This is a genomic window from Corallococcus sp. M7, assembly GCF_054512695.1.
Window position 1 is genome coordinate 5,535,493 of the sequence record NZ_CM137252.1, and the last position, 21,046, is coordinate 5,556,538.

Annotated in this window: 11 protein-coding genes; 7 read left to right on the forward strand and 4 right to left on the reverse strand. The window is 70.4% G+C overall.

Annotated features, from left to right (window positions below; genetic code table 11):
- Positions 1-6: 6 nt before the first annotated feature.
- The 3 genes from ACX114_RS21950 to ACX114_RS21960 form a co-directional block, all read right to left on the reverse strand.
- The gene (locus ACX114_RS21950) at positions 7-1,197 is read right to left on the reverse strand and encodes an exo-beta-N-acetylmuramidase NamZ family protein (RefSeq protein ID WP_459287472.1); all 1,191 of its coding nucleotides are present in this window, start codon (positions 1,195-1,197) and stop codon (positions 7-9) included.
- Positions 1,198-1,242: 45 nt separating this feature from the next.
- A complete protein-coding gene (locus ACX114_RS21955) occupies positions 1,243-2,631 on the reverse strand; it encodes an adenylate/guanylate cyclase domain-containing protein (RefSeq protein ID WP_459287474.1) in 1,389 nt (462 codons plus the stop codon).
- A 67-nt stretch (positions 2,632-2,698) separates the two neighbouring features.
- Entirely contained in the window at positions 2,699-3,433 is a 735-nt protein-coding gene (locus tag ACX114_RS21960; RefSeq protein WP_459287476.1) for a tetratricopeptide repeat protein, read from the reverse strand.
- Between the two features lie 75 nt (positions 3,434-3,508).
- Between ACX114_RS21960 and ACX114_RS21965 the strand changes: the two genes are divergently transcribed.
- The 7 genes from ACX114_RS21965 to ACX114_RS21995 all read left to right on the forward strand — a co-directional run bounded on the left by ACX114_RS21965 (position 3,509) and on the right by ACX114_RS21995 (position 18,634).
- Positions 3,509-5,914, forward strand: coding sequence for an endonuclease MutS2 (locus tag ACX114_RS21965; RefSeq protein WP_459300236.1), 2,406 nt, complete (start codon positions 3,509-3,511; stop codon positions 5,912-5,914).
- A gap of 78 nt (positions 5,915-5,992) precedes the next feature.
- Positions 5,993-8,179 carry a putative metal-binding motif-containing protein gene (locus ACX114_RS21970; RefSeq protein WP_459287478.1) on the forward strand — a complete coding sequence of 729 codons (2,187 nt, stop codon included), beginning with the start codon at positions 5,993-5,995 and terminating at the stop codon, positions 8,177-8,179.
- A 53-nt stretch (positions 8,180-8,232) separates the two neighbouring features.
- Complete coding sequence (locus ACX114_RS21975) at positions 8,233-10,494, forward strand: putative metal-binding motif-containing protein (RefSeq protein WP_459287480.1); 2,262 nt, start codon at positions 8,233-8,235, stop codon at positions 10,492-10,494.
- 58 nt (positions 10,495-10,552) lie between these two features.
- Positions 10,553-12,736, forward strand: a complete 2,184-nt coding sequence (locus ACX114_RS21980; RefSeq protein WP_459287482.1) for a putative metal-binding motif-containing protein — start codon at positions 10,553-10,555, stop codon at positions 12,734-12,736.
- A gap of 131 nt (positions 12,737-12,867) precedes the next feature.
- Positions 12,868-13,452 carry a DUF642 domain-containing protein gene (locus ACX114_RS21985; RefSeq protein ID WP_459287484.1) on the forward strand — a complete coding sequence of 195 codons (585 nt, stop codon included), beginning with the start codon at positions 12,868-12,870 and terminating at the stop codon, positions 13,450-13,452.
- Between the two features lie 326 nt (positions 13,453-13,778).
- Positions 13,779-15,113, forward strand: coding sequence for a hypothetical protein (locus ACX114_RS21990; RefSeq protein WP_459287486.1), 1,335 nt, complete (start codon positions 13,779-13,781; stop codon positions 15,111-15,113).
- A 146-nt stretch (positions 15,114-15,259) separates the two neighbouring features.
- The gene (locus ACX114_RS21995) at positions 15,260-18,634 is read left to right on the forward strand and encodes an ATP-binding protein (protein WP_459287488.1); all 3,375 of its coding nucleotides are present in this window, start codon (positions 15,260-15,262) and stop codon (positions 18,632-18,634) included.
- A 4-nt stretch (positions 18,635-18,638) separates the two neighbouring features.
- Here ACX114_RS21995 and ACX114_RS22000 read toward each other — a convergent pair whose 3' ends face one another.
- Complete coding sequence (locus tag ACX114_RS22000; protein ID WP_459287490.1) at positions 18,639-21,044, reverse strand: ABC transporter permease; 2,406 nt, start codon at positions 21,042-21,044, stop codon at positions 18,639-18,641.
- Positions 21,045-21,046: the final 2 nt, after the last annotated feature.

The window sequence follows — 21,046 nt, forward strand, 5'->3', positions numbered from 1 at the left end:
TGGGGGTCACCGCGAGGAAGCGTACAGCAGGGCGGGCTCCCGGCGCTTGCGGAAGGCCTCCGCCTGCGCCTCGAAGCCCTCCAGCATCCGGTCCAGGGACCACCCCTCCTCGATGCCGCGACGCACCTGGTCGGTGCCGCACAGGAGGTCGAACGCGGGCACGTCCTCCACGAACTCGTACGCGTCCGCCCGCCAGGCGAACTGCCTCGGCCCGATGTCGTGCAGCGCCTGCGTGATGGCGATGCCCGTGCGCAGCGGCTGGTACGACTTGCGGTCCGTGACGTGGATGAAGGCCCCGTTGCACGACTGGCCCTGGTACTTGTCGAACGTGGGGGTGAAGCCCACCGGACGGAAGGCCACGCCCGGCAGTCGCTCCTTGTCCAGCCGGGCCATCAGCTGATCCGTGTCCACCCACGGCGCGCCGAACTGCTCGAAGGGCCGGCAGGTGCCGCGGCCCTCGGACACGTTGGTGCCCTCGAGCTGGCACATGCCCGGGTACACCAGCGCCGTGTCCGCGGTGGGCATGTTGGGCGACGGCGGCAGGAACGGCAGGCCCGTGTCGCTCCAGTACATGTCGCGCGTCCAGCCCTCGCACGGCACCACCGTGAGGTCGCAGCCGAAGCCTTCCTGCGCGTTGAACAGCCGGACCAGCTCCCCCGCCGTCATGCCGTGGCGGTTGGGCAGCGCGTACAGCCCCACGAAGGAGCGGAACTTCTCCCCCACCAGGTTGCCCTCCAGCGTCACCCCATCCAGCGGGTTGGGCCGGTCCAGCACGTAGAACGCCACGCGAGCCTGGGCCGCGGCCTTCATGGCCAGGGCCATGGTGTAGACATAGGTGTAGTAGCGGCTGCCCACGTCCTGGATGTCGAACACCAGCGCGTCCAGCCCCTTGAGCCACTCCGGGCGCGGGGACAGCGACTCGAAGGTGGAGCCGTAGAGGCTGTGCACCGGGACGCCCGTCTTGCGGTCGCGGGCCTCGTCCACGGCCACCATGTACTGGGCCTCACCGCGGATGCCGTGCTCCGGTCCAAAGAGCGCCGCCAGCGTCACGCCGTCCGTGCCCGCCAGCAGGTCCGCCAGGTGGCGGAAGCGCGAGTCCACGCTCGTGGGATTGACGATGGCGCCCACGCGCTTGCCCTTGAGCGCGGAGAACCCCTGCGCCGCCCACACATCCAGTCCCGTCTTGACCTTCGTCACGTTCAGTCGCCTCGTCCCGCGGCGTCGCGCGGGCTCTCTGAAGGGTCAGTTCGCGGGGAGACGCTTGAGCGCGTCCGCCGCCGCCTGCTTCGAGTCACAGGTGCCCAGGCCGAGGAACCCACCGGAGCCCCCTTCGTTCGGGCCGCCGTCGTCGGCCAGGGATTCCAGCGCGCCGCGCGCGCTCTCCAGGCGCAGGCCGCCCAAGGCCACCGCCGCGCCGGAGCGCACGCCGCACTGCTCATGCTTCAGGAGCGAGATGAGCCGGGACTCCGCGCGGCCGTTCCCGTCCTTGCGCACCGCCGCCGCGTAGTGGACCACCGCGGCGCCCATGTTCCCCTGGGCCTCCTCCAACCGCCCGCTGAGGTAGGCGCGCTGGTCCGCCTCCTCCAGCCTGATGAGCCGCTTCGCCTCGCTCACGCGCGTGGCCTTCTCCGCGCCGGTGGTGCCCTCCACGTCGCGGATGGCCCGCATCGCGGGGCCGCCTGCGTTGACGAGCACCCATCCGCCCAGCAGCACCACTGTCAGCAGCCCCGCGCACACACTCCATCCAGCCACCGAGGACGACACCTTCGTGGTGATGGAGGGCGGCAGCTTCGCGTACATGCGCGCCCAGAGCGCATCCGTCGCGGTGCGCGCCTGCTTGCCCAGCACCGTGGCCCGCTGACCCACCGCCACCGCGCCCGCCGCCGCGCGCTGGCCCACCGCGACCGCGCCCGCCCCCACCGCCACCGCGCCCGCCGCCGCTCGTTGGCCCACCACCACGGCGCCCTGCCCCACCGCCGCCGCGCTCGCCGCCGCGCGCTGGCTCAGGTCCAGGTTCGCCTCCACGCGCGCCAGGGCCAGGTTGCCGAAGGGCGGCAGCATGGCGGCCTCTTCCGGCGAGGGCAGCACCGCGTCCGGCGCGGGCGCCAGCACCCGGTAGGGCGCGCGCGGCACGCGGAAGACGCGGATCTTCCCGGGGATGCCCTTCAGCTCGAACGCGCCCACCTCCTGGGACGGCACCTCCGCCTTGTTCATGGAGAGGTAGACGGCCTCCGTGAAGAAGACCTCGTCCGCTTCGGTGATGCCCTCCACGCGGGCGGCGATGTTCACCGGCTCGCCGAAGATGTCGTTGGGCTCCACCCGCACCTCGCCCACGTTCACGGCGACGCGCACGTGGATCTGATCATCCTCCAAGAGCTCCCGGTTGTGGTGCCAGAGCCGGTCCTGGATGGCGATGCCGCTCAGCACCGCTTGGGTGGGGGACTCGAAGGTGACGAGGAACGCGTCGCCAATCGACTTGATGATGCGTCCACCGAACGCCTTGAACAGCGGCGCGAGCAGCGCCTCATGCACCTGGAGCAGCCGCTGGTTCTCCTCCAGCGTCTGCCGACTGGTGCGTTCGGTGAAGCCCTTGATGTCGGTGAAGACGATGGCGAGGTTGGCGGTCTTCAAAGCGGGGGCAGTGTATGCAGCGCGTCGCGCGAAGCAATCGCCACGGACCGAGCTCCGCCGTCTGCTGTCAGCGCTTCGAAGGTTTGAGGGCCCGCATGTTGCGCTTCGCCGGCGCCGTCAGCTGCGCCCTCACCTTCGCTGCGAGCTGGGGCCTGTCCGTCCGCTCGTAGAACGCCGCCAGGGTCCTCAAAACGCCTGGGTTCTCCGGCTGGGCGTCGCGCGCGGCCAGGAACTCCCGCTCCGCGTCCAGCGTGCGGCCCTGCTTCTCCAGCACCGCCGCCAGCTGCATGCGCACCTGCACCCACGCGGGCCGGGACTTGGACAGGGGGCGGTAGTGCAGCTCTGCCTTGAGCCAGTCCCCCGCCTGCGCCCAGAGCCCCGCGAGCCGGAAGCGTGCGTCGTCGTAGGACGGGCGCAGGGACACGGCCTTCTCATAGGCGCGGATGGCGTCGAAGGTGGCGCCCTGCTCTTCCAGGAGCTGCCCCCGGAGGAAGTACACGCGGGGGTTGTCCGGGGCCTCGCGCAGGGCGGCGTCCAGGTGGCTCGTCGCGCGCTCCAGTTCCGGGGCGCTGCCTCCCTTGAGGAGCAGCCGCGCGGCCTCCAGCCGGGGCAACTCCCAGCGGGGCTGGTTAGTAATCAGCCGCTCCAGGGCAACGAGGGCTCCCGCGTCGTTGCCCGCGGTCTCCAGCGCCAGCGCATCCGCCAGCGGACTGGGGGCCGGGGTGGCTTGCGCCGTCAGGACCGGAGAGGCCGGTGCGTCGGACGCGCCCGCAAGCAGCGCCGCCACGAGAACCCACATCATGGTTGGCAGATAGCAGGTCCCGGTGGGCCACCTCAATACTTCCCCTTGACGGACACCCGGCCTCGCATGAAACCCATGACCGTGCAGATTTCCCAAAGGACGTTGGAAGACCTTGGTTTCTCGGAAGTGCTCCGCGCGCTGACGCAGCGCTGTCGCACCGAGCCAGGGAGGGAGCGGGTGCTATCCCGTCCATTCCTGGACACCGAGGCCGAAGTGACCGAGGCGCTCGCGCTGGTCGACGAGGCCCGCTTCCTCTCCCAGCAGCAGTTCTCCCTGCCCCTGGGCGGCGTGACGGACCTGCGCACCGCGGTGGGCCACGCGGAGAAGGGCGGCGTGCTGGAGCCCCGCCAGCTCATCGACGCGGCCCAGCTGCTCTTCGCCTTCGCCCGCACCCGCGAGGCCCTGGATGAGCGCAAGGACCGCGTCCCCCGCCTGGTGGAGATCTCCAAGCGCCTGCCCTTCCTGGAGGCCATGGCGCGCCGGTTGGATCAATGTTTCGAACCGGACGGAACCATCTCCGACCGCGCCAGCCCGGAGCTGAAGGAAGCGCGGGACCGCGCGCGCGGCCTGCACCGGCGGATCAAGTCGCGCCTGGACGAGATGCTCCACGACCTGACGTTCACCGCCAAGCTGCGCGAGAACTACTACACGCTGCGCAACGGGCGGTACGTGGTGCCGGTGGTGTCGAACTACCGCGCGGAGGTGGACGGCATCGTCCACAACGCCAGCCAGACGGGGCAGACGCTCTTCATGGAGCCCCAGGCGATGGTGGGCCTGGGCAACGACCTGGCCATCGCGCAGTCGGAGGTCGCGGAGGAGGAGCTGAAGGTCCTCCAGGAGCTCAGCCAGCTCGTCGGCCGCGAGTCCTCGCGCATCCTGGAGGGCCTGGAGGCGGTGGCGGAGCTGGACGAGGTGGAGGCCATCGCCACCCTGTCCTCGGACCTGGACGCCACGACGCCGACCTTCGAGGGCGTGAAGGAGCTGCAGCTGCGCTCGCTGCGCCACCCCCGCCTGGTGCTCAAGGGCACGGAGGTGGTGTCCAACGACGTGACGCTCACCGAGAGCGCCCGGGCACTGGTGGTGTCCGGCCCCAACGCGGGCGGCAAGACGGTGACGCTGACGGGCGTGGGGCTGTGCGCGCTGATGCTGCGCGCGGGCCTGCCCATCCCGGTGGGCGAAGGGTCGCGGATGCCGCTGTACCGCTCCGTGCACTCCACCGTGGGAGACACGCAGGACCTGTCGCAGGGCCTGTCGTCGTTCAGCGGCCACGTCACCATGCTGCGGGACATCCTGGCGGCGGTGGCGACGGACTCGCTGGTGCTCATCGACGAGATCGCCTCGGACACGGATCCGCGCGAGGGCGCGGCCATCGCCATCGCGGTGCTGGAGGAGCTGCTGGGCAAGGGTGCCTACGTCCTGGTGACGACGCACCTGGAGGAGCTCAAGGCGCTGGCGCACATGGATCCGCGCTTCCTCAACGCGCGCGTGGGCTTCGACGCCAAGCGGATGGCGCCCACGTTCCGGCTGCAGATGGGCGCGTCCGGCCAGTCGTCCGCCATCGACGTGGCGGCGCGGGTGGGCCTGCCGGCTTCCGTGTGCGAGCGCGCGCGGGAGCTGTCGCTCAACGCGGGCGGCCCGCTCAGCAAGGCGCTGGCGGCGGCGGAGGACGAGCGGCGCAAGCTCTTCGAGGAGCTGGAGAAGGCGCGCATCGCGGCGAAGGAGGCGGAGGCGCTCCGGGCGGACCTGGAGAAGCAGAAGGTCGCCTTCGAGCGCGAGCGCAAGGGCCGCATGATGCAGTTCAACGAGGACGTGCACGCGGCCAGCGAGCACGCCGCCCAGGAGGTCCGCGACCTCCTGGCGAAGCTGCGCTCGGAGCAGAACGAGAAGGCGCTCTCCGAGGCGCGGATGCAGCTGCAGCAGCGCGCGGACGAAGCGCTGAAGCGCGCGGCGGCGGCCAAGGCGGAGCTGTTCCAGGTGGAGGCCCCGGGGCCCGCGAACCTCAAGGTGGGCGCGTGGGTGCACCACTCCGGCCTGGGCCGGGACGTGGAGATCCTGGAGCTGACGGACGGCCAGGCGGTGGTGTCCGCGGGCGGCGCGCTGAAGATGCGGGTGCCCACGACGGAGCTGTCCGGTTCGCGGAGCAAAAAGCCGCAGCAGGCGAAGTTCCCGGATCAGAAGAAGGGCGAAGCGGCCCTGAAGCGGGCGGCCTCCGCGGCGCCGTCGCAGGTGGAGGCCACGAACTTCCGCTGCGACGTGCGCGGCATGCGCGCGGACGACGCGCTGGCGGAGCTGGAGACGTTCCTGGACCAGGGCCTGCGCAAGGGTGAGGAGGCCGCGCTCATCATCCACGGCCACGGCACCGGAGCGCTCAAGCAGGCCATCCGAGACCACCTGGCCGCGTCGCCCTACATCCGCATGTTCCGCCCCGGCGAGAGCCACGAGGGTGGAGACGGCGTCACCGTGGTGTCCCTGCGCGGCTGAAACATCCTGTGACAGGGGGTCGGGGTCTGGATGGCCCCGCTCCCCTGCCCCCTGAAGTGTTCGCTACAGTGCGGCGCCATGTATCGGCTCTGCCTGTTGGGATGCGTGGTGTTCCTGGCCGCTTGTGGGGAGAAGGCCCCCGACGAAGGCGCCATCCGTGTGGCCGTGACCTACGGCACCTTCAAGCCCGCGTGCCTGCGCGTGGAGGCGAAGGACGCGAAGGGGCACCAGGAGGCCACGGACATCCCCGCCAGCGCCTTCAAGAACCCGGACAAGCAAGAGGTCCTGGTCGCGGTGCGCCGAAAGGCGGACTGGGACACGGCGCTGAGCCTCACGGTGTCGTCGTACACAGAGGCCGCGGGCGACCGGTGCTCGGGCGAGATCGTGGAGACGCGCCCCAGTGAGCAGCCCGTGGTCGTCCCCGCGAAGGCATTCGCCCGGTGGGACCTCCGGCTCTCCGCCGAGGACAGCGACAAGGACGGGCACCTCAAGGGTGCCACCTGGTCGAAGGAGCCCGACTGCGACGACCTGAACCCGGACATCCACCCTGGCGCGGTCGAGACCTGCGGCGGCGCGGTGGACCTCAACTGCAACAACCTGGTGGGCTGCCAGGAGGCGAACTGCTGGGGCACGGCGTGCGACGACGGCAATGCGTGCACGCTGAACGAGCGCTGCGTGGGCCAGGGCAGCGAGGGGCGGTGTGAGCCCGAAAACACGAAGACCTGCCCCCAGCCTGGCGGCGCGTGTCAGCCACGTCAGGAGTGCAAGCCAGACACCGGCATGTGCGAGACCGTCAGCTCCCCCGCGGGCCAGTCTTGCGACGACGGCAACAAGTGCACGAGCGAAGACAAGTGCGATGCCAGCGGGATGTGCTTGGGCACCCCGAAGTCGTGCACCACCACGGAGCAGTGTCTGGCGGCCCAGGGCACCTGCAACACGGACACCGGCGCCTGTGATTTCACGCCGCTCCCCAACACGACGTCCTGCCAGGACAACGACAAGTGCACCGAGCCGGACCGCTGTGATGGGAATGGGTCGTGCGTGGGAGCGCCCAAGGTCTGCACGCCGCCGGTGTGCCAGAAGGTCAAGCAGGTCTGCTCGGCCACGAGCGACTGCGAGTTCGAGCCCGACGTCAACGGCCTCTGCACGACCTCGGGAGGAGTCCCCGGCGTGTGCCAGGCGGACCTCACGTGCACCCCGTTCCCCTACCGGCCCTACAACTTCGATCCGTCCACCATCGCGGGCGCGGACATTGGTGAGATCAAGACCAGCGGGGACATCACGTTCAACACCGCCGACAAGAGCTGGAACCCCACGGGTGCCATCTCCACTGCGGCGTCGCTCAAGATCGTGAGCATGCCGCAGGCGAACGGGAATCCGCCCGTGCTGCTCATCCCGGTGAAGACCCTTGAGCTGAACGGGACCCTGCGAATCACTGGTCCCTCCCCCGTCATCCTGGCGGTCTATGGCGACGTGAACCTCAGCCAGTCCATCCTGGCCTCGGGCAGCATCACGAACCCCACCACGGCCTGCGACACGTCACAGGGAAGAAACGGCACGTACGGCGGAAAGACGGGCGGTGGCGGTGGCGGTGGCGGCAATGGCACGGCTGGCGTTGACGGCGGAGGCGGCTACAACAACGCTACGAGGTTTGGCGCCGCGGGAACCGCCCGGCCCACCAGTCCCGAGCCCCTCCTGGGAGGCTGCCCGGGCGGCAACGGTGGCGGCAATGGTTCCGCCACCGCCGGCACGGGTGGAGCCGGTGGCGGCGCCATCCAGTTGTCGGTCGCGCGCAACCTGACGATTTCCAAGGCCGTCGGCGCGAGCGGTTTCGGTGGCCAGAGAGGTTTCGGAGGAGGCGCGGGCGGCGGCGGTAGCGGCGGTCGGGTGGTGCTCGAAGCCTTCCAGCTGACGCTCAATTCGAGCGCCCGCGTCACCGCCAATGGCGGCGGTGGTGGCAGGGGCGGCTCCAGCACCAGCAATGACGGCGAGGATGGAGCCAATGGCAGCGAGGACTCGGCGAGTCCGGCTGAGGGCGGCGACAGCGGAAACGACACTGGAGGAAACGGCGGCGCTGGCGGGACGGGTACGGCAGGGCCCGTCAAAGGCTCGGACGGCATCAGGGATGGCTTTGGCACCGAGGGCAGTGGCGGTGGTGGCGGCGGTGCCGCGGGCTACATCCACCTGCACAGCGTCCAGGTCTGCGCCCTCGCGAACGGACACCTCATCAGCCCTCCGGCCACGGGCGGCTGCATCACCCCCTGAGCCCTCCCTCCTGGAATTCCAGCAATGGAGGGCTGACGGGTACAGTGCGGGCCATGAATCGGCTCTGCCTGTTGGGATGCGTGGTGCTGCTGGCTGCCTGTGGGGAGAAGGCTCCCGACGAGGGAGCCATCCGCGTGTCCGTGAAGTACGGCACCTTCAAGCCCGCGTGCGTGCGCGTGGAGGCGAAGGACGCGAACGGGCACCAGGAAGCCACGGACATCCTCTCCAGCCAGTTCAAGAACGCGGAGAAGAACGAAGTCCTGGTCGCGGTACGCCGGAAGGCGGACTGGGACGCGACGCTGGGCATCACGGTGTCGTCGTACGCGGAGACTGACGGCGACCGGTGCTCGGGGGAGGCGGTGGAGCGGTTCGCGAACACCGCGCTCACGGTCGTCCCCAAGGAGTACACGCGCTTCGATGTCACGTTGGAGGCGGTGGACGGAGACGGCGACGGCTCCCCCACCGGCATCGAGTGGGCGGGCGTCTCCGACTGCGACGACAAGCGGGGCGACGTCCGCCCGGGCGCCGTGGAACAGTGCGACACGGCCGTCGACTTCGACTGTGATGGGATGAAGGCGTGCGCGGACAACGACTGCGCGGCGAAGACATGCACGGACGGCGACCTGTGCAACACGGGCAAGCGGTGCATCGGATTGGGGACGTCGGCGCTGTGCGGAGGAGGCACGCCCAAGTGCACACAGGCCGTGGGCCAATGTCAGTCGACGGTGACGTGTGAGGCCTCCACGGGCGAGTGCATCGAGGGGAACGTGCAGGTGGGCGCGGCCTGCGACCCCGGGAACCCGTGCATGACGAATGGCCGGTGCACGGCCGACAAGCAGTGCGTTGGTCCTTTGAAGACGTGCACCACGCCCATGAGCCCCGAGTGCCAGGAGTCCACGGGCACCTGCAACCCGACCAACGGCACCTGCGTGTACGCCTCCAAGCCGGTCACCACGTCCTGCGAGGACGGCGACGTCTGCCATGATCCGGGCTTCTGCGATGGCAATGGCAGGTGCATCGGCACGGACACGCCGTGCCCGCCCATGGAGTGCAATACGGTCGCGGGCTGCACGGCGAACAGCTCCTGCATCTACGCGGGGGACCCGACCCAGCTCAACCTGCCCTGCAGCGAGGACGACTCGGGAACGCCGCGCGTCTGCACCGCGACGGGCCAGTGCGTCGCGTTCCCATACACGCCTGGCAACTTCGATCCGAACGGCATTCCTGGCGGTGAGATTGGCGAGCTGAGGACCACCGGAGCCGTGGTGTTCAACACGGACGACAGGTCCTGGACGCCCTCGAACGCCGGCCCCGATACCGGCGCGTTCACCATCAAGCCCCTGCCCCAATCCGGAGGTGCCCCGGAAGCCCTGCTCATCCCGGTGCGAACCCTGGCGTTGGGCGGCGAGCTGCGCATCGTGGGTAGCCATCCCGTCATCCTCGCCGTGTATGGGGATGCGACGTTGAATCACGACATCCTGGCCAGCGGACGCATCGTGAACGATGCGCCCGTGCCCGGAGCGGGCGGCAATCAAGACTGCACGGCGTCGCAGGGCAAGACTGGGACCTACAGCGCCGACCAGGGCGGCGGCGGCGGTGGAGCGGGCGGCTCGACGGCCGGAGCCGCGGGTGGCAGGGGCTACAACACCAACGCCACGAAGGGAGACGGGGGCGCCCAGCAGGCAACATCCCGGGTGCCCCTCGTCGGAGGGTGTGCGGGTGGAGATGGCGGAGGCACGTCCAGCGCCACTGGCGGACTCGGGGGCGCGGGCGGTGGCGCCCTTCAGCTCTCCGTCGCGAGGACACTGACCGTCGGGAAGGCCCTTTCCGTGAGCGGTGGCGGAGGCCTGGGCGGCAGAGCGGTCGCGGCGGGCCCTGCTGGTGGTGGCGGTGGTGGCGGAAGTGGTGGCAGCGTCGTGCTCGAAGCCTTCCAGTTGAACCTGACCGCTGATGCGCGGCTCACCGCCAACGGCGGCGGAGGGGGTCAGGGCAGCGGCGCCATCGCCAACATCGCGAAGCCCGGCGCCAACGGAGCGAGCGGCAGCGAAACCGCCAGCACCGCCGCCAGTGGCGGATCCTCCAATGGCAATCCGGATTACAGCTCGCTGGGAGGCACGGGTGGAGCGGGAGGCACCGCGGCCGCCCCTACCGCGGGCAACGAAGGAACCACGGTTCTTGTCGTTGGAGGCGGAGGTGGTGGAGGCGGTGGCGGTGGCGCTGCGGGCGCCATCCACCTGCGCAGCGTCCAGACCTGTGCCCTCGCGAGCGGACACCTCATCAGCCCTCCAGCCACGGGTGGCTGCGTAGCCCCCTGAACCCTGTTTCCCTCCTGGAACTCCAGAAATGGAAGGCTGACGGGTACAGTGCGGCACCATGCGTCTGATTTGTCTATTGACCTGCATGGTGCTGCTCGCGGCTTGCCGCACGAAGGATCCCGCCGAGGGCGTGCTTCGCGTGACGGTGAAGTACCCCTCCTACAGGCCCCAGTGCCTGCGCGTGGAGGTCGGTGACGGAATCAACCAGGCAGGGACCGACCTTCCCTCCAGTCAGCTCAAGGACCCTGATGCGAAAGAGGTTCAGGTCGCGATGGTCCGCAAGCCGACGTGGGGTGACCGGCTCAACGTAAAGGCGACTTCGTTCGCGGCCTTCAGCGGCAATCAATGCACGGGAGCGTTCGTGGAGGCTCACGAGGACCGCGCGTTGGATGCACCGGCCGGAAGGTCCATCGACTGGACCATCACCCTGCGGGCAACGGACATGGATGGCGATGGCTACGTCGCGGAAGCGCTCGGGTCGGAACGGCCCGACTGCGACGACTCGAATCCGGCCGTGCACCCGAACGCCACGGAGTCCTGCGGCTCCACGGTGGATCTCGACTGCAACCAGTTGGTGGGCTGCCAGGAAGCGAACTGCGGGGGTCAGGCATGCGACGACGGCAATGCCTGCACCATGGGGGACCACTGCGAGGGCTCTGGCTTGGAGGCGAAGTGCATGCCGTCCCAGACGACGACGTGCCCCCAGCCCACGGGCATCTGCGACGCGCGACAAGCGTGCAATCCCAATTCCGGCCGCTGTGAGACCACGGAGTCAACCCTCGGCAAGTTCTGCGATGACGGGAACCTCTGCACGGTCGACGACAGGTGCATGTCCGATGGGAAGTGCGGAGGCGCTTGGCTCACGTGCGCCAACTCGACGGCTCAATGCCTGGCCAGGTCAGGGGCGTGTAACCCGGCCAACGGCCAGTGTGTCTTCACTCCGCTACCGAACACGACCTCCTGCCAGGACAACGTGGCGTGCACCACGGCGGACCACTGTGATGGAGACGGGAACTGCGTGGGCACGCCCGGAGTCTGCATTCCGCCTCCATGCCATCGCGTGAAGCAGCAATGCACAACAAGCTCCGGATGTGAGTACGAAGTGGACCTCAACGGGGCCTGCACCACCCCAGGTGGAGTTCCAGGCGTGTGCCTGGCGACGGCCGAGTGCAGCGCTTTCCCCTACCAGCCCTACAACTTCGATCCGAACACCATCCCGGCCGCGGACATCGGTGAGATCAAGACCAGCGGGGACATCACCTTCGACACCGCCAACCAGAGCTGGAACCCCGTGGGTGCCATCTCCACCGCAGCGTCGCTCAAAATCGTGAACATGCCGCAGCAGAACGGGAATCCGCCTGTGCTGCTCATCCCGGTGAAGACCCTCGAGCTGAACGGGAGCCTGCGAATCATTGGACCCTCCCCTGTCATCCTGGCGGTCTATGGCGACGTGAACCTCAGCCAGTCCATCCTGGCCTCGGGCAGCATCACGAATCCCACTGCGGCCTGCAGCGCATCCCAGGGAGGCAACGGCACGTACGCTGGCAAGAATGGCGGTGGCGGCGGCGGCGCGGGCAATGGCACGCCTGGCGTGGTCGGCGGCAAGGGCTACAACAGCAGCACCAGCCATGGCAGCGCGGGTACGTCGCGGCCCACCGGCCCCGAGCCTCTTCTGGGAGGCTGCCCGGGCGGCAATGGTGGCGGCAATGGTTCCGCCACCGCCGGCACGGGGGGCGCCGGTGGCGGCGCCATCCAGTTGTCGGTCGCGCGCAACCTGACGATCTCGAAAGCCGTCGCCGCGAGCGGTTTCGGTGGCCAGAGAGGTATCGGGGGTGGCGCGGGCGGGGGCGGTAGCGGCGGCCGGGTAGTGCTCGAAGCCTTTCAGCTGACGCTCGATGTGAGCGCCCGCGTCACCGCCAATGGGGGTGGTGGTGGCAGAGGTGGCGGTAGTACCAACAATGACGGCGAGGATGGGGCCAATGGCAGCGAGGACTCGGCAACACCGGCCGCTGGTGGCGATAGCGGAAATGACTTAGGAGGAAGTGGTGGCGCCGGTGGAGCGGGTATGGCGGGCCCCATCAAAGGCTCTGACGGCCTCAGGGATGGCTTCGGCACCGAGGGTAGTGGCGGTGGTGGCGGTGGCGCCGCGGGCTACATCCACCTGCGCAGCGTCCAGTCTTGCTCCTTCGCGGGTGGACACATCATCAGTCCTCCGGCCACGGGTGGCTGCGTGGCCCCCTGACCCGCCCGGACAGCAACCGACCCAGCAACCCCCGATGTGAAGTTTCACACACTTTATGTGAAACCATGTATGGTGTGTTTCACCCGTTGCAGACGCGCGGGTGAAACACAACTCAGGGGGAATCACATCATATGAATGGCAAGCAATTGCTGCGTCGCAGCGCGGTGGTGGGCTTTGGCTTCTTCGCGCTGATGGGCTGTGGGGGCCCGGATGCCGTGATCCAGGAGCCCGAGCTCGGCAACGTCGAGCAGGGCATCAACGTCGCCACCAACGGCAGCTTCGAGAACAACGCCATCGGCAACTTCAACTACGTGGTCCTCAACGCCGGGAGCACGGCGCTGCCGGGCTGGACCATCACCAGCGGCATCAAGGTGATGAAGAACACGTACAAGACGCCGCAGAATGGCGTGCAGTCCATCGACCTCAACGGCCTGGGCGCGGGCTCCCTGTACCAGGACGTGCCCACCGTCGTCGGCGGCGGCTACACGGTGACCTTCTACGTGTCCAACAGCCCCGCCTGCGCCACCGTGTCCCGGTCGGCCACCATCAACTACGGCCCGTCCAGCGCCAGCTTCTCCAACGCGTCCGCGTCCTGGGGCCTGCGCACCTACGTGTTCAACGCCACCAGCACCACTTCGCGCATCACCCTCACCAGCACCTCCGGTGGCGTCGGCTGTGGCCTCGCCATCGACAACCTCCAGGTGAACGGGCCGTGATGCACGCGGTCCGCTGATCCACGCGGGCTCCGGGCCGCCGCTCCCCTTTTCGTGGGGCGGCGGCCCTTTTCTGTAGCGCCCTGTAGCGTCCAAAAATTTGACGTCCGCTGGAGAACCCAAGGGGTAGACGGTTCGGACCTCACGACACAGATCGCGGATCCGTGGATCATCCCCCGCCCCCATCCCACCTCCTGCGCTCGTGTGGCGTCCGGCTTCCGGCCGGGTCGCCGCGATCAACGCTGGATCAGCGGACCGGGGGACGACCCACGACATCGGGCAGGGACGGACGCCCGTAGCGGGCACCAGGGCACAGGACCGGGCGCGCGGTGGCGTCCGGGCTGGGAGGCGTGGACGTGGCGGGTCTGGACTGGGTGCAGGTGGACGTGGGCTTCCCCATGAGCCTCGCGGTGATCGGCGCCGCGCGTGCGTTGGGCATGGAGCGCCGCGCGTTCCTGGGCGCCATGGTGGAGCTGCAGATCTGGGCCGTGCAGGCCCTGCCTGAAGGGCGCTTCGTGTCCTTCGGACCGTCCGCGGACACGTCCGGCGGACAGGCGTGGGACGCGTCCCTGGACGAGGCCGTGTGGATCGAAGCGCTGGAGTCCGCTGTCCGCTGGACGGGCACCCCCGGCGCCTTCTGGTCCGCCCTCCTCCAGGCCCGCCTCCTGATCCGTGAAGAGGACGGCGTGCGCCTCACCCTCTGTGATCGCTACGTCGGGGTGCTCGACAAGCGGAAGAAGGAGGCCGAGCGCAAACGGAGGGAACGCGCCGCCGCGAAGGGCCTCGATGTGTCCGCCGGACGTCCTCGGGACACATCCGGGACGTCCTCCGCTAGAAACAGAAGGGAGAAGGAGAAAAAGAGATTTTCATCTGCTGCTGCCGGCCTGGATGAAATGGAAACCGCGCCCCCGCTCACGGCCCACCTGGCCCCCGTGGCGCGCATCCCGGTCGAGGACACGCCCTCGGACGCGGAGCAGGACCCCATCCAGCTCTCCCTCCCCGGCACGCACCTGGTCCCCGCCACGCCGCCCCGCGAGGACACACCCGCGCCGACCCCGGACGACGGAGGCCCCCTCCCCGCTCCCGCCCTGGCCGCCCGCGCGGCGGCCTTCTTCGACACCTTCCAGGACGCCCGCGCACGGACCTTCCGCGGCGTTCCCCGCGAGAAGCCGCCCGCCGGATGGGCGGACTGGTACGCCCAGGCGCTGCGCGGCGTGGACGGCGACGAGGCCCGCCTCCACGCGGCCTGCCAGGGCTATCTCCAATCCGACTGGGGCCGTGCCCGGCAGCCCCCGGGCACGGTGATCGCGTTCTGCTCGCCCCGGGTGTGGACGCGCTACGTCCCGGCCCTGGAGGACGGTGCGGAGGTGGACTCCGAAGCCACCAGTGGACCTGCCACGGACGAGGGCGCGTCCACGGAAGCGGCTCGCGTCTGGAGTGCCTGCCTGGAGGGCGTGCGCGCGCAAGGCAAGCGATACGCGCTGTCGTGGCTGGGCAAGGCCCGCGCGGTGGGACTGGAGGACGGACACCTGGTGCTCGCGGCGCCGGACGCCTACTTCCGCCAATGGGTCGAGGAACAGTACGGCGCGCTGATGGAGGCCGAGGTGCGGAGCCTGGGGTTGGATGGCGTGCGCTGGGCCCGGGCCGCGCACGAGGTCGCCTGACCGGCCTCCAGGCGCTCCGCCGTTCATCGATGCACGTTTCGCCGGGGCTCCTTCCGGGCCTACTGGCCATCGGACGGCGAAACCCCGAAGTTCCATACCCCAGCAGTGGCCTCCCATCTTGAAGGCGCGCCTGGGCGTGGAGGCACATGGGCGCGGTGGACGACATCCTGCGAGGCGGTGGCGCGTGTGGCGCCCTGCTTCGACAGGTGGACTGGGCGAAGACGTCCCTGGGCCCGGTGGAGACGTGGCCCCAGTCGCTGCGCACGACTGTCGGCATCGTGCTCGCGTCCGACTATCCGCTGTACGTCGCGTGGGGCCCTGAGTTCGTCCAGTTCTACAACGACGCGTACCGGCCCATCTGCGGACGCACGAAGCACCCCGCCGCCCTGGGACAGTCCGCGGCCGTCACCTGGCCGGAGGTCTGGCACATGCTGGGCCCCGGCTGGGAGCGCATGCGCCAGACCGGCGAGGCCATCTTCGTCACGGACCTGATGATGCCGCTCGACCGCAACGGCTTCGTCGAGGAGTGCTACTTCACCTACAGCCACTCGCCCGTGCGCGACGAGTCCGGCGATGTGGCGGGCGTCTTCGCGGCGCTCACGGAGACCACCGGACAGGTGGTCGGCACGCGGCGGCTCGACACGCTGCGCGAACTGGGAGGCTCCACCGCGGACCGGGCCACCACGGACGACGCCTGCCGTGAGGCCATGCGCGTCATCGCAGCGGCGCCGCTCGACGTGCCCTTCGCCCTGCTCTACCTGGTGGATGACGCCACCGGCACCGCGCGCCTCACTGGGACGAGCGGGCTCGCCGCGGGAGATCCGCTCGCTCCCGAGTCGATGCCCCTCCCGGATGGCACCGGCGAGGCGAGCACGGCCTGGCCCCTGGGCGCCGCCGCGAGCACCGGCGCGGTCTTCCTCTGGGAGAAGCTGCCCGGGGCGTCAGGCACCGTCGCGGTGGGCCCGTGGCCGGAGGGTACGGCCTCCGCGTGGGTGCAGCCGCTGCCGCGCGTGGGACATGCACGGCCCGCGGGCTTCCTGGTCACGGGGCTGAGCCGCCGGCTGGCGTTCGATGAGAAGTACCAGGGCTTCCTGGAGCTGCTGGCCCGGGGCGTGACGACAGCCATCTCGCAGGCCCGTGCTCGCGAGGAGGATCGCCGCCGCGCGGAGTCCCTGGCCGCATTGGACCGCGCGAAGACGGACTTCTTCAGCAACGTGAGCCACGAGTTCCGCACACCGCTGGCGCTGATGCTGGGGCCGGTGGAGGACGGCCTCCAGGACCCGATGGAGCCGCTCGGTCCCCGGCAGCTCGAACGGCAGCGGACGGTGCACCGCAATGGCCTGCGGCTGCTCAAGCTCGTCAACACGCTGCTGGAGTTCTCCCGCATCGAAGCGGGCCGCCTGCACGCGACCGCCGTGCCCACCGATCTCGCCGCGCTCACCCGAGGGCTCGCCAGCGGCTTCCGCTCCACCGTGGAGCGCGCGGGCCTGACGCTGGACGTGGACTGTCCCCCGCTGCCGCACCCGGTGAAGGTGGATCCGGATCAGTGGGAGAAGATCGTCCTCAACCTCATCTCCAACGCCTTCAAGTTCACGCACCAGGGTGGCATCCGCGTGAGCCTGCGCTGGCGCGGAACACAGGTGGTGCTGCGCGTGGCGGACACGGGCACGGGCATCCCTCCGGAGGAACTGCCGCGCATCTTCGACCGCTTCCACCGCGTGCAGGGCGCGCAGGGGCGCAGCTACGAGGGCAGCGGCATCGGGCTCGCGCTGGTGCGGGAGCTGGTTCGCCTGCATGGCGGCGATGTGCAGGCGGAGAGCCATCCCGGACAGGGCACCACGTTCACGGTGACGCTGCCCGCGGAGGCGTCCTCCATCGCCCCCTCCGCAGGGGACACGTCCACGCCCGCGCACGTCCCGACGAGCGCGACCGCCGCGGCGTTCCTGGAGGAGGCGTCCGGCTGGTTGGGGCCAGCGGGCACGCCGGCTAGGCTCGCGGCCGACACGGCCCCCACTTCCCTCACGAGGACCGTGGGCGGCCACATCCTGTTCGCGGACGACAACGCGGACATGCGCGCGTATGTGCGGTCGCTGCTCGCGGACCGCTTCGAGGTGACGCTCGCGGCGAACGGACAGGAGGCGCTGGAGTCGTGCCGGGCCCGGCTGCCAGACCTCGTCATCAGCGACGTGATGATGCCGGAGCTGGATGGCTTCGGGCTCCTGCGCCTGCTGCGCGAAACCCCGGCGACGGCGCACGTGCCCGTCATCCTGCTGTCCGCGCGCGCCGGCGAGGAGGCCACGGTGGAGGGCCTGCGCATGGGCGCCACCGACTACCTGGTGAAGCCGTTCTCCGCGCGGGAGCTGCTGGCGCGCGTGGAGGGCAACCTCGCGGCGGCGCGGGCGCGACGGGAGCAGCGCCAGGCGGAGCGGGAGCGGGAGAAGCTGATCGCCGTGGTGGAGCAGTCCTCGGACCTCATCGGCATTGGCGGGCCGGACGGACGGGCGCTGTTCGTCAACGAGGCAGGCCAGCGGATGCTGGGACTGGAGGGGCCGGAGGCGGTGCGGAGCACGCACCTGTTCGACTACTTCCTGGAGGAGGACCGCCCCTACGTGCGCGACGTCATCCTGCCCAGGCTGCGCGAGCGCGGGCGCTGGGACGGCGAGTTCCGCCTCCGCAACTTCCGCACCGGGGCAGCAGTCCCCGTGCACTACAACTTCTTCTTGCTGCGCGATGCCGCGACGGGCGAGGACATCGGCATCGCCACGGTGAGCCGCGACATCACCGAGCGCCACCGGCGCGAGGCGGAGGCGCGCGAGCAGCGGGAGTTCGAACAGCAGCTCATCGGCATCGTCAGCCACGACCTGCGCAGCCCCATCAACGCCATCCTCCTGTCGGCGAACGCCCTGCTCAAGCGCGACGATCTGGGGGAGCGCGCGACGAAGAACACCGGCCGCATCATCAGCAGCGCCGAGCGCGCGAACCGCCTCATCCGCGACCTGCTGGACGTGACCCAGGCGAGGCTGGGCGGAGGGCTGCCGGTGCACCGCCGCCGCATGGACTTCCACGAGGCCACGCGCCAGGCGCTGGAGGAGGTCCAGGTGGCGTTCCCGGAGCGGCACGTGGTCCTGGACCCACAGGGCGACGGCCTGGGCTCGTGGGACGCGGAGCGGCTGGGCCAGGTGGTGCAGAACCTGGTCACCAACGCCCTTCGCTACGGCGATCCGGGCTCCACGGTGCGGGTGTCCACGCGCGAGGAGGGGGACGACCTGGTGCTGGAGGTCCACAACCAGGGCCGCCCCATCCCGCCGGAGATGCTGCCCACCCTCTTCCAGGCCATGCGGCGCGGCAATCAGGACGAAGGCCGGTCCTCGCGCAGCGTGGGGCTGGGGCTCTACATCGTGCAGCAGGTGGCGCGCGCGCACGGAGGCCGCGTGAGCGCGACCTCCAGCGAAGCGGACGGAACGACGTTCACGGTCCGCCTGCCGAGGGAAGCGCCCCCCGCCTACGACACCGTGTCCTGAAGCCCTATTCGTCCGCCCGGAGTGCGATGGCGGGCGTCACGCGCAACGCGCGGCGCGCGGGCAGCCAACTGGCCACGAGCGCCACCGCGCCCAGCAACAGCGGCACACCCCCGAACGTCAGGGCATCCAGCGCACCCACGCCGTAGAGCATCCCCGCGAGGCCGCGCGCGAGCACCGCCGCCCCCACGAGCCCCACCCCCACGCCGATCGCCGCCAGCCGCAGCCCCTGCCCCACCACCAGCCACAGCACCTGCCGGTCCGTCGCGCCCAGCGCCATGCGGATGCCCAGCTCGCGCGTGCGCTGGCTCACCGTGTACGCCAGCACGCCGTACAGCCCCACGCCCGCCAACGTCAGCGCGAGCACCGCCATGGCCGTGAGCAGGCCGCTCATCACCCGCGTGCGGCCCAGGCTCTCCTCCACCACTGCCTCCAGGTCGCGCACCTGGACCAGCGGCAGGTGGGGATCCACCGCGCGAAGCTGTTCGCGCAGCGCGGGCAGCAGCGCCTGCGAGTCCCGGCTGGCGCGCACGGCGACGACCATGAACAGGCCCTCGAATTGATCCATGGGCAGGTACACCTCCGCGCGCGGCTCCTCCGCGAGGCTCGCGTGGTGCACGTCGCCCACCACGCCCACCACCTCCCGGAACGGCTCGCCATCGAGCGTCAGCCGTGCGCGCTGGCCCAACGCGGAGCCCTTCGACAGGAAGCGCCGCGCGAAGGTCTCGTTGACCACCATCACCGGCGCCGCGCCCGCGACGTCCGTGGTGCTCACGTCGCGGCCCTCCTTCAGCGGGATGCGCAGCGTGGCGAAGTAGCCATCGCTCACCGCGCGGAAGTTGACCGCTTCGCGCGCCTGGGCCTCCTGCTCCGTCTCCCCCGGCAGCACCACCGCGCTGAAGCCGTTGCGGTTCCACAGCGGCAGCGTGCTGGCCAGCCCCGCGGACTGCACCGACGGCAACGCCCGCACCCGCGCCAGCAGCTCCGCGCTCACCCGCCGGCGCCGGGTGTCGTCCTGCCCGTAGGCCTCGCGGGGGAAGGACAGGTCCATCGCGCTGACGCCGTGCGGGTCGAAGCCCGGCGCCACGGCGTGAAGCGCATGGAGCGTGCGCAGCATCAGGCCCGCGCCCACCAGCGGCACGAGCGCCAGCGCGACCTGCGCCACCACCAGCACGGCCCGCGCCCGCATCGGTCCGGTCGCGCCCTTGCCTCCGCGAAGCCCTCCGAGCGCCCCCTTCGCCTCCGCACGGGATGCGCGCAGCGCGGGCACCAGGCCGAAGAGGACGCTGGTCGTCAGGGACAGGCCCGCCGCGATGGCGAGCACGTGCGGCTCCAGCCGGAGCTCCTCTGGCGACACCACCTCCCCGGGGACGAACACGCGCAGGAGGTCCATCCCCCACAGCGCCAGCAGCAGACCCACCGCGCCGCCCAGCAGGGCCAGCACCGCGCTCTCCACCAGGAACTGCCGCACCAACCGCCCCCGGTCCGCGCCCAGCGCCGCGCGCACCGCCACCTCACGCTCGCGAGCACTGGCGCGCGCGAGCAGCAGGTTCGCCACGTTGGCGCACGCCACGCACAGCACCAGCGCCATCACTCCGGCCAGCAGCCAGAGTTGCTCGCGCGAGGTCTCCACCACCTGCTGATGCAACGGCACCAGCCGCACTCCGGGCACTGCCTCATTCCCGCCCAGCGTCGCGGCCCACACGCGCGAGTGTTCCTCCAGCTCCGCGCGGGCGCGCTCCAGCGGAACACCCGGCCGCAAGCGGCCCACGCCACGCAGGTAGAGCTCCTCCGAGGCCTGCCCCTGCGGCGCGGGGGTCAGCGGCTTCCACAGGTCCACGCCCGGCCAGAAGCGGAAAGACGCGGGCAGCACGCCCTGGACGACGTGGGGCGCGCCATCCAGCGTCAGCGTCTGGCCCACCACGTCCGCGCGTCCAGCGAAGTGGCTCCACCAGAAGGCATGGGACACGAGCACGCCCCGGTCGCGCCCGGGCACCTGGGACTCCGGTCCGAAGTCCTGTCCCCGCTCGGGCCGCACGCCCAGCATGGACAGCAGGCCCGGGGTCGCGAGCCCCGCGCGCACCCGCTGCGCCGCGCCCGGACCGGTCAGCGTGTAGTCCATCGCGGTGACGCCCTCGATGGCCTGGAAGGCACCCGGGCGTTCGCGCCACGCCTGGAGGTACGAGTACGCCACCCCGCCCCGCTCCCGCTGCGGCGTGGATTGATAGAGGCGCAGCAGCTCCTGCGGTTCAGGGTACGGCAGGGGCTTGAGCAGCACCTGGTACACGAGGCTGAAGACCGCGGTGGTGGCCCCGATGGCGAGCGCGAGCGTGGCCACGACGACCGTGGTGAACACGGGCTCACGGCGCATCCGGCGCAGGGACAGGCGGACGTCTTGGAGGAGCTGGGACATGG

Coding starts and splice junctions, on each gene's coding strand:
- ACX114_RS21995 (WP_459287488.1), top strand. CDS start 15,260: ATGGGCGCGGTGGACGACATCCTGCGAGGCGGTGGCGCGTGTGGCGCC.
- ACX114_RS21960 (WP_459287476.1), bottom strand. CDS start 3,433: ATGATGTGGGTTCTCGTGGCGGCGCTGCTTGCGGGCGCGTCCGACGCA.
- ACX114_RS22000 (WP_459287490.1), bottom strand. CDS start 21,044: ATGTCCCAGCTCCTCCAAGACGTCCGCCTGTCCCTGCGCCGGATGCGC.
- ACX114_RS21970 (WP_459287478.1), top strand. CDS start 5,993: ATGTATCGGCTCTGCCTGTTGGGATGCGTGGTGTTCCTGGCCGCTTGT.
- ACX114_RS21975 (WP_459287480.1), top strand. CDS start 8,233: ATGAATCGGCTCTGCCTGTTGGGATGCGTGGTGCTGCTGGCTGCCTGT.
- ACX114_RS21985 (WP_459287484.1), top strand. CDS start 12,868: ATGAATGGCAAGCAATTGCTGCGTCGCAGCGCGGTGGTGGGCTTTGGC.
- ACX114_RS21965 (WP_459300236.1), top strand. CDS start 3,509: ATGACCGTGCAGATTTCCCAAAGGACGTTGGAAGACCTTGGTTTCTCG.
- ACX114_RS21980 (WP_459287482.1), top strand. CDS start 10,553: ATGCGTCTGATTTGTCTATTGACCTGCATGGTGCTGCTCGCGGCTTGC.